The sequence below is a fragment of the uncultured Oscillibacter sp. genome, assembly GCF_910587525.1.
GTDB lineage: Bacteria > Bacillota > Clostridia > Oscillospirales > Oscillospiraceae > Oscillibacter.
Genome location: NZ_CAJULS010000145.1, coordinates 1 through 5,194, shown reverse-complemented (window position 1 = coordinate 5,194; position 5,194 = coordinate 1). Strand labels below are relative to the sequence as shown.

The 5,194-nt window shown below is 56.1% G+C and carries 4 protein-coding genes and 1 pseudogene; 2 read left to right on the top strand and 3 right to left on the bottom strand.

Going from position 1 to position 5,194, the window contains the following annotated elements:
* Together QZ326_RS11060 and QZ326_RS11055 are read left to right on the top strand one after the other, a co-directional pair.
* Positions 1-503: TOBE domain-containing protein (locus QZ326_RS11060; RefSeq protein ID WP_295745158.1), on the top strand; the 503-nt coding region annotated here is incomplete at its 5' end.
* Positions 504-1,012: 509 nt separating this feature from the next.
* On the top strand, positions 1,013-1,888 hold the full coding sequence (locus tag QZ326_RS11055) for a hypothetical protein (RefSeq protein ID WP_295745156.1): 876 nt from the start codon (positions 1,013-1,015) through the stop codon (positions 1,886-1,888).
* Positions 1,889-2,076: 188 nt separating this feature from the next.
* On the opposite strand, the gene QZ326_RS11050 is transcribed toward QZ326_RS11055, so the two are convergent.
* From QZ326_RS11050 to QZ326_RS11040, 3 genes and pseudogenes are all read right to left on the bottom strand, one after another.
* Complete coding sequence (locus tag QZ326_RS11050; protein ID WP_295745155.1) at positions 2,077-3,501, bottom strand: spore germination protein; 1,425 nt, start codon at positions 3,499-3,501, stop codon at positions 2,077-2,079.
* 100 nt (positions 3,502-3,601) lie between these two features.
* Complete coding sequence (locus tag QZ326_RS11045; protein WP_295745133.1) at positions 3,602-3,784, bottom strand: ferredoxin; 183 nt, start codon at positions 3,782-3,784, stop codon at positions 3,602-3,604.
* An 850-nt stretch (positions 3,785-4,634) separates the two neighbouring features.
* Positions 4,635-5,194, bottom strand: a pseudogene (locus QZ326_RS11040) (type I glyceraldehyde-3-phosphate dehydrogenase); the annotation flags it as partial.

Genomic DNA, 5,194 nt, shown 5'->3' with positions numbered 1-5,194 from the left:
TCGTCATCATGAAGGACGGCTTCATTCAGCAGATCGGCACACCCCAGGAGGTCTTCGACCACCCTGCCAACCTCTTTGTGGCCGGCTTTATCGGCATGCCGCAGATGAACTTCTTTGACGCCAAGCTGGAGCAGGACGGCGGCAAGTACGCCGTGTCTGTGGGCGGCTGCAAGGTTGTGCTCTCTGACGAGAAGCAGAAGAATCTGTCCGGCCATAAGGTGGCTCCCCAGGCCATCACTCTGGGTGTCCGTCCCAGTCACATGGTGTTGTCCAAGGATCCCGCAAACACGCTCTCCGCCACCATCGAGGTGTCTGAGCTGATGGGCAGCGAGGTCCACTTCCATGCCAATGCCGAGGGACGGGATGTGGTCGTGATTGTTCCCACTATGGATGCCGACGGTGAGCGTATTGACTCCTTCCGGTCCGGGGATAAGTTGAACCTGACCTTCAGCGGCAACGTCTGCCACGTGTTCAACAAGGACGGCAAAAACCTGGAATTCTGATTGGAAGCGCACAATTTCCAAAAAAAGAGCGGTTTCAGGGGACACTTCGTCAGGAGGTGTCCCCTAAACTCTTTTGACATAGTGAATAAAATCGAAAACCAGGCTTTTGATTTTCAACGGCCGTACCAATGGCTTGCCCGCCGCGGAAAGTGGGGATTTGTTGGCTATAAATGCTTCACCTCTCGCACATATCGACCCAAGCAGGCCAAACGCTTGGGATTATATTCAGCGCTGCAAGTCCTTGAAGATAAACCGTTTGATTTTCCGGCAGGGACTTAATTCCAAATCCGAATCGCCGATAATAATTAAGAAAGGCCGTCTATAAATTCAGCAGTTTATAGACCGGGGGGAGAGTAAAAATAAAGAAGGGTGAAGCAATGAGCAATACAATTCAAACGAGTTATGGGACGCAGACATATAGTGCTCCTGCAAGAGCCCGTGAATCAAAGCAATCCGGGACACAGGCAAACAGCTTTCTTAATCTGGCGGCACAGGCTGGCCGGAGTGGAATGAATACGCTGACAACCAGTGAGAGCGGCATTATGGGCACGGCGGTCCTGCCCACAAGCTTGATGATGGATTTGGCAGCGCGGCCTGTAGGCCAGGGGCAGACAGAGGGCGTAGCAACTACAGAGGCCCCCTCTCTAGAGACTATGTTAAAAGCCAAATACCCCAGCATTCACTACCACGTCTTTGACGCCAGCAGCGGCTATTGGAGGACCCGAAACGACTATCCCCATTACCTGCTGTATCAGGATGGGGACAAAGCAAAGGAAACGTTGGAGAATTGGCAGCCCACCGGGGCCAATCCCTTTTATGGTTCCATTGACGGCAGGTTTACCGCTCCGAAGGAGATTCGCGCTCTGGGCAATGTCCCGCCTGGAAGCAAGGCCGTGGTCATTCATCCCAAGGTTCAGGAACGTATGGAGCAGGACCCAGCCTACGCACAGGAGATTTTTGCCAAGATCGATACCTGGTTTGCCTTTGACAAAGCGCGGAACGAGGCCATTTTGCCCGGTAGTACATGGGATATGTCCCAGGCGGTTGCCATCGGGGAGGACGGAAATATCTGCAATGCCTGTTCCTCCAGCGGCGGCGGGGAGATCACCTGCTCCAAAAGCGGTTCTGACGATGAGGAGAGTTGGTGGGATCTGCGCATGGCCCGCCACGCTGAATTTATGAAGCTGGCGGTAGAGAAACAAATTCAGCGGCGCATGCAAGCTTCCGATCTGCTTTCTGCCAGTGCGGCAAAATCCCGGCTCGCCAGCATGATGAACGGCGGAACCCTGCGGGCGATTTTTGGCGATGAGATTGCCGGCGTTCCCACTGAAACTGTTCTGGCGGTTACGCAGGCCCAGGTTTGGGGCGGCGGAACGATTTTGTGATTATCCCTCTCATAAGAAAATGAAAGGACAAGGCTCGACTTGGGCCTTGTCCTTTTCAAGTTTGTCCGCTATATCGAAAAAGCCGTAAGGTATGCGAGAGAGTCCCCTCTGTTTTGAACACTGCATTGCGTTCCGGCAGAACGGGATTCCGCTCAAATACTCCTGCCTGACTTTCCGCTCCGGCTTTTTCAGGTATTGTCCCGGCTGATAGGCTCCCGGATGAAGAGCCGCCGCAGAGCCTTGCCGTTGAAGGGAAACAACGGGTACAGATACCCCTTGCCCACCAGCGGTTTTGTGGTGGCCAGCAGCACCAGGATACCCAGAATCCCCAGGAAGAACCCCCACACATCGAACATGGCGGTGACCACCAGCAGCACCACCCGCAGCAGCTTGAAGGCGTAGCCGATTTCATAGCTGGGCTGGGCAAAGCTGGCCACGGACACAAAGGCCATATACACCAGCACCTCCGGCCCCAGCCACCCGGCCTGGACGGCGAAGTCACCCAGAATCAGGGCGCCCAGCATGGAGAAGGAGTTGGACAGAGAGTCCGGCGTGTTCAGGGAGGCCAGCTTCAAAACGTCGATCAGAAATTCCACCACCAGCAGCTGCCACAACAGGGGCAGAGAGGCCGGCTCCGGCGAGGAGAGGAAGTCCAGCCACCCCGGCAGGCGGTTGGGCTCGCTGACCATCATATACCAGGCCGGCGTGATCAAAAGGGAGATGAGAAACACCACAATCCGCAGCAGCCGCAGGTAGGTGCCGACCAGCGGCGGGAAGTAAAACTCGTTGGCCTCCTGGGTAAAGTCAAAAAAGGTGGTAGGCAGGATCATCACCGAGGGGGAGTTGTCCACCATCAATATGATGTTGCCCTCCATGACACAGGCGGCGGCGCTGTCTGGCCGCTCGGTGTACCGCACCTTGGGGAAGGGATTGTACCACTGCTTCCGCTTGGGGCGGATGGCCTCCGCCACGCTCTCCTGGGACATAACAAGGGAGTTGACGTCGATGGAGTTCAGTTTGTTTCGGATTTCCTCCAGGAGTCCCGGGTCCGCCTTGTCGTCCAGGTAGCACAGCACCGCATCCGTGCGGGAGCGGCGGCCCACCTTGAGACCCTCCATGGTGAGATGGGGGTCCCGGATGCGGCGGCGCAGCAGCGCCATGTTGGGTACCACCGCCTCCACAAATCCGTCGTGAGAACCCCGGAGGACCTTGCCGTCCGGCGGTTCCTCCACACCCCGGCCGGGGTAGTTCTTGGCGTCCATGAGCGCCGCGCCGGAGAGGCCCTCCATCAGCAGCAGCGTTTTGCCCAGCAGGACAGAGGTGACGATGTCCTCCCCGTCAAAGCTGACGTCCGTCTCTGAGAAGGTGATGAAACGGTCGGCAAATTGCTGCATCTCCGTGAGCCCGCGCAAATCCTCTCCCGTCAGCGAGAGCCAGAAAGATCCCATTCGCTCCAGAATCTCGTCCTTGCCGTAGCCGTCGATCACCCAGATCCTGGCCCGCTTTCCGCCGATGATGTAATCCCTGCTGACCAGGTCGCAGCTGCGGCCTACGCCCAGCACATCATTGAAAAGGCGTACATTTTCTCCGTAATTGTTTGAAAGTTCTTCCATGCGCCACCTCCGTTATGAAGGTAGTATGCGCAGTACAGGGTGTAATATCCGGAAAGTGGGACAAAAGAAGAGGGGGCCGGATTTCCGGCTCCCTCCTGGGTCACTCCTCGATGCTGATGGCGCTGACAGGACAGCCGTCCCGGGCATCCTGGGCGCTGGCCAGCTGATTTTCCGGGACCTCGCCGCCGTGGGCCAGGCCATCATCGCCCATGGTAAAGCACACGGGACAGGTGCCGGCGCACAGGCCGCAGCCGATGCAGTTTTCATTGACAGTCGCGTTCATGAAAAAGCCTCCTTATCGATTCCGCTTCCGGCCCGGCAGGGCCGCTCCGGAAGTGTGCCTGCTTGCAGACTGCTCTAGAGTTTGTTTTAAAACCATTAAAACGCCGTCTTGGGTTGTCTTTTCCCGTTAGGACTCCTGCGTCAAATCATCTTGCCTGACAGGAAAATCCGCCTCAATCCCTCATTCCGCCAGTTTTAAAACAGACTCTAGTATCTCTCATTTTTCTGCTTTCAAACCGGGACGGCAGGCAGTGAGGTAAACGGTTGCTTATGCAGATTGCATTTTGACGCGGGGTGCAATTTGGTAAAAATGTTGAAATTGCATAAAACTATTGACAGATTAGAAAAAATATTGTACAGTATAGACACAGGAAAGGAGTGAGTCCCATGGGCTAGGCAAGTCCAAGAGATTCCCAAATTCCCGCGCCGTTCGGAATTGAGAGCATTTTCAGCAACTGTGCAAACTCCGGAAGATCCCCAAAGACGAAACACACTCACTATGCTGAGCAGCACGAGACAGAGCGTTTTGGAAAACTCCAGAGCAATGATCTGCGTGTCCCGCTGTTTTATGGATTGGAGCATATCCCTGAGTTTCCCGATACCCCAGCATTCCCGGCATCCGAACGGTAATTCCAAAGCAATCTGGAGGTAGACAAATTGGAAAATCCGATCCACGAGTAAGCCCCCCATCCGCCGCTGGAGCGGGTGGGGGGTTGTGTTTTGCTGTTTGGGGCGAACCGCCGCAGAGGCGGTGCGGGCTGGAGACATCACCGTACCGGTTTTTTTGCCCAAATGAAGGTGCGGCGGGCAAAAGCCCGCCGCACCTTCAAAACAGAAGTGATTAGAGAGAATTACTTATTGTCCACCGAGAACATATAAGCGATCAGCTCTACCATCTTGTTGGCGTAGCCGCACTCGTTGTCATACCAGGAGACAACCTTGACAAAGGTGTCGGTCAGGGAGAGACCGGCCTTCTTGTCAAAGATGGAGGTGCGGGAGTCGCCCAGGAAGTCGGAGGAGACAACGTCCTCGTCGGTGTAGCCCAAAACGCCCTTCAGCTCGCCCTCAGAGGCCTCCTTCATGGCCTTGCAGATGTCCTCATAGGTGGCGGGCTTCGCCAGCTTGGCGGTCAGATCCACCACGGACACGTCCAGGGTGGGGACGCGCATGGAGATGCCGGTCAGCTTGCCGTTCAGCTCGGGGATCACCTTGCCCACGGCCTTGGCGGCGCCGGTGGAGGAAGGAATAATGTTGCCGGTAGCGGCACGGCCGCCGCGCCAATCCTTCATGGAGGCGCCGTCCAGCAGCTTCTGTGTGGGAGTGACAGAGTGGACGGTGGTCATCAGACCTTCCACAATGCCGAACTTCTCATTCAGAACCTTGGCGATGGGGGCCAGGCAGTTGGTGGTGC